This is a genomic window from Desulfovibrio sp. (genome assembly GCF_035644575.1).
Lineage (GTDB): Bacteria > Desulfobacterota > Desulfovibrionia > Desulfovibrionales > Desulfovibrionaceae > Desulfovibrio.
Genome location: NZ_DASQOG010000104.1, coordinates 1 through 4,482 on the forward strand (window position 1 = coordinate 1; position 4,482 = coordinate 4,482).

Here is a 4,482-nt window from a genome sequence, read left to right on the forward strand (position 1 = left end):
CCCTGCAAAACGCGGCAAATGATCGCGCAAAGACGCAATGCAGACATCAAAAGCCTGAGCGTAATACGGTTGCCACGAATGGATGTGAGAATCCACGCTGTAGAACACAGTGAGGCACGGAAAGTCCTCTACGCCAAGCACATAGGGAGCGCGGCTTTTGTCGGCCACTACCAGCACGTCTGGTTCAAAACCCGCAATACGCACCAGATCATGCCAGCCAAACACGGCGGCATGCTCAAAATTGTGCCGGGCCACAGCATCCCAGCCGCAGGAAGAAAGGGCATCGCTGAAAAAAGGACTGCCTATCCACAAAAGCCGCTTCATGCGCCCCCGGCAACAGTAATGTGGTTCTGCGCTAACTGCGCAAGGTGCTTGGCATCTCACGCCTGGCAGTTGCCAACAGGCCCGATTTGCAATAGGTTCAAAACCTAGCCTCGACGCCCCAAGGCGTCAAGACGCGAGAATGCACATGCTGCTCAACCCTGGCCGACTTCGCCTTATAACGCGCATTTTTCTGGCGCTTCTGTTAACCCTGTCGGCTATGTCGGCGGCGGTCTTTTGGCTTTTGCAACGTAATCCCGAGGCGCTGGCCCAACATTATATTGAACAGATTGCCGCCAGCACCGGCCTGAATATTACCGTTGAATCGGTCAATGTGGCCCTCTTGCCGCTGCCCTCCCTGGCTGTCAGCAATGCCAGCGTGGAGGGCAGGAACTTTAATTTTACCGTTGCCTACGCCACACTACGGCCCGACTTTCTGGCGCTGCTGCGCGGCGAACTGCTGCCCCGCAATATCACCCTGCTGCGCCCCCGCCTCAAGGGCGAACTGCCCGTGGCGCTCACCCTGCCCTTTCTGTTCCCTGACGACACCGAAGCCGCTCAGCCCGTTATAGCTCAGCCCACGCCAGAAAAAAACGCAGCCCTCCAAAAGGCATCCCCTAAATCCGCTCCTCAGCCTGCCGCTCCCCCTGCGGCAAAGGCCAGCACTCCACCGACGCAGGATGCAACGATCCCAGCCGCAACAGACGCGGCGGTTCCCCCGCAAAGCGCTGCCGCGCAGGAGTCCCCTGCGCAGGATTCCATACAATCGTGGCTGGCCCGGCTTGCCGGGGACAGCGCAGGAGGCGCGCCTCTGTTGCCGGGCATTTTGCCGGGGCGGTTCAGACTGGCTGTTTCTCAGGGCGAGGTGGACATCATCGGCGCGGACAAAACGCAACTGGCGGCCAACGGACTGCAATGCGACCTGGAAACCGCCTCGGGCACACGCCTTGAGGGCAACTTTTTTTGCGCCACAGCGATTCTTCAGCCAGAGGGTCAAACGCCAGCCAAGCTTGAGCACCTCAATCTGGAAGGCAAGACTGACCTCTCGGCTCCCCTCGCAAAAACGCCGCAACTGGCGGTCAAGGGCACCATGCAGTTGCCCAACTGGCTGGCCCGCCTCAACTTTGCTCTCGGCCTCAAGGCTGATGCCAATGGCTGGAGCCTGAACAGCGACCTTGAAGGCGAACTGCGCAAGGATGAAGTGCTGCTGCCTGCCCATGTGACCGGCACGGTGGCCCAACGCAGCAAGGAAGATCAGGGCATCAGCCTTGAAAACCTGCGCCTGCGGCTTGGGCAGGACGATGTGAACGTCAACGGCATGCTCCGCTTGGGGGGGCCGGACACATTCAGTATTGAAGGCCGCCTGCAACTGCAGCGCGCAAGCCTGACGGAATGGCTGGGCTTTGCCCGTAATCTTGCGCCTGGCCTTCAGGTGGCGCTGGACGAAGTAACCCTGGGCACCCTTGATTTCTCTGTGGACGGCAAAGGGCTGCGCGTTCCGCATATTGATGTAACCGCCGCAGGCAGCCGCTTTTTGGGTTCCGGCGGCGTTGCGAGCTGGGCCAGGCCTGAACTGCTGCTGGATCTCAAAGCCGAAACTGTGAATCTGGGGCGCGCCATCCCCGAATCAGTGGGCACGGTGCCTGCCGAACCGCGATACGGCCACGGGCCGCTCACTCCCATGCCCGGCAAGCCTGTGGTGCCCGGCGAAATCGGTCTTGATTACAACATCCGGCTGGCTGCAACACGGGTGAACTACGGCCCCATTGTTATCAACGACGCGCTGGTCGTCATCAAGCAGGGGCTGGTCGACCAGGTCACCCACTTTGAAGACACGCTGCTGATTGTTGACGGCACGCTATACGGCGGCAGCGTCAAGGGCGACACAATCATGGGCGGGCACCCGGATACCCCCTACGCCATCCGGCTGCACTTGCGTGACGTCAACGGCGAAAATCTGGCCAAAGACCTCCCGGTCATGCCCGTGAGCGGCGGCAAGCTGCGTGGCGATGTGGACGTCATGAGCCAGGGGCGGGAGCTGGATGTCTTTCTGGGCAAGTTGCGCGGCACGGTAAGCGCCCGGGCCGAAAAAGGCCAGTTGCGCCCGCCGAACAATATTCCCGGCAAGGCCTCCCCCGGCGCTGTGGGCTTTAAAACGCTTGATGTGAGCCTTAAAGCCCGCACGGCAGCCTGGGAGCAAAGCCGTCTGGGCCTTGAAGGCCAATGGACCGCCACCATTGCTGATGAAGGCATTGACGCCAGCGTGGACCTCAACGGCAGACTCTGGTTCAGCGGCGATGGCCAGGGCGGCGGCAACATGGATTTTCAAAACCTGCCCGGCACCATCAGCCTGAGCCTCAGCCCGGAAAAATCCTTCCAGCCAGAGGGCCTGCAAGCGCAGATCAGCGGCAAATTCAGTTGTCAGGCGGCTCGCAACCAGCTTTCGGCCACAGACATGCGCATGAACGCCCTCGGGGCGGACATTTCCGGCGCAGGGCAACTGGGCATGGGCAAGGAGGGCATGGTCTGGCAGGGCAAGGTTTCAGCCTTTATCCCGGACAGCACAAAAACACTGCGCCTGCTTGGCGCTGCCAACCCCAATGTGCCGCAACCCTTGCGGCGGATAGAGCTGGACACTGCCTTCAAGGGCGATAGCGGATCCCTGGCGCTGTCAGAATTCCGCGCCAAGGTGGATCAAAACGACATTTCCGGCAGTATCAGCCTTGACTGGCGCAAGGAGCTGGCCCTGCGATTCAAGCTCTCCGCTCCGCAGATTGACCTTGACCGCTATGTGGGCGACAAGGCCGCCGGTCAGGCAGACGGCGGCAAGAGCAAAAAAAAGACCGAAGGCAAACCGTGGGATCTGCGCTTCATGCGCGCATTTTCAGCTGAGGGCGAAGCGCACGTTGGTCAACTCACCCTTTGGAAACTGCGCACCGATGACCTGCGCCTTAAAGCCAAGATGGAGAATGGAACCCTGCGTTATGAAAGCCAGGGCGGCAAATTTTATGGCTCGCCCGTGTCGGCGCATGGTGAAATGCGCTTCAACAAGGGGATGGGATTTGCCAATGCCCTGTCCATCGAGGGCTTTGACCTTGCAGCGGCAAGCAAGGATCGCGGCGGCAGCGCTGCCCTTGGCGGGCGCGCGAGCATAAACTCCGAAGTTGACGCGGAACTGACAGGGGCAAACCAGTTGCCCGCGCGGCTGAACGGCAAATGGCGCTTCAACGTTCATAACGGCTTTTACCAGTCGCGCGACAAAGACGGTCAACTCAAGGGCAAACCCACACGCTTTGACGCTGCGGGCAGCTCCGGCGCAATCACCAACGGCATTGCAAAAAGTGGTGATTTTTATCTCAAAGGGCAGGATCTCACTGTTACCGGCGGCGGATGGATAGACCTCAACAGCGAGACCCTTGACTGTAACTTTACCGTAAACATGAAGAATCTACCAGAATTCCCCATGCGCCTTTATGGCAGCCTGGACAACAGCAAAACATCCATTGGCGCTGGCAAACTGCTGCTCAACACCATTGGCGGTATCACCCAGGGTTTTGTGGATGTGCTTGGCAGCGTGGTGGAAGGCACCTGGAAGCTCTTTCGGTAGGCAGCGGCCCCTGGGCCGCAACATGTCGAGCATTCTTCCCAGCACCCGTTGACAGGGCCTATTTTAGGGGATAGGGTGCCAGTTGTGTTCTTTTTTGCACAAACTAACTCGGTTCCGGCAAGGAGAGTACCAGTGAATATCCTTATTTTTGGCCCCAATGGCAGCGGCAAAGGCACTCAGGGCGACCTGATCAAGCAGAAGTACAACCTCGCCCATATCGAATCCGGGGCCATCTTCCGTGAACACATCGGCGGCGGCACCGAGCTGGGCAAAAAAGCCAAGGCTTACATTGATCGCGGCGACCTCGTGCCCGATGACATCACCATTCCCATGGTGCTGGAAACCCTGAAGACCAAGGGGCAGCAGGGCTGGCTGCTTGACGGCTTCCCCCGCAATACCGTGCAGGCCCAGAAGCTGTGGGACGCCCTTCAGAAAGAAGGCATGCAGCTTGACTACGTGGTTGAAATTCTTCTGCCCCGCGAAGTGGCCAAAAACCGCATCATGGGCCGCCGCCTCTGCAAGAATAACAACAACCACCCCAACAACATCTTCAT

The 4,482-nt window shown here is 59.4% G+C and carries 2 protein-coding genes and 1 pseudogene; 2 read left to right on the forward strand and 1 reads right to left on the reverse strand.

The window, feature by feature from the left end:
* A pseudogene (locus tag VEZ52_RS06085) lies at positions 1-324 on the reverse strand (glycosyltransferase family 1 protein); the annotation flags it as partial.
* Between the two features lie 145 nt (positions 325-469).
* Here VEZ52_RS06085 and VEZ52_RS06090 point away from each other — a divergent pair.
* On the forward strand, positions 470-3,928 hold the full coding sequence (locus VEZ52_RS06090; protein ID WP_324836036.1) for an AsmA family protein: 3,459 nt from the start codon (positions 470-472) through the stop codon (positions 3,926-3,928).
* 132 nt (positions 3,929-4,060) lie between these two features.
* A partial coding sequence (locus VEZ52_RS06095; protein ID WP_324836037.1) for a nucleoside monophosphate kinase occupies positions 4,061-4,482 on the forward strand: 422 nt, incomplete at its 3' end.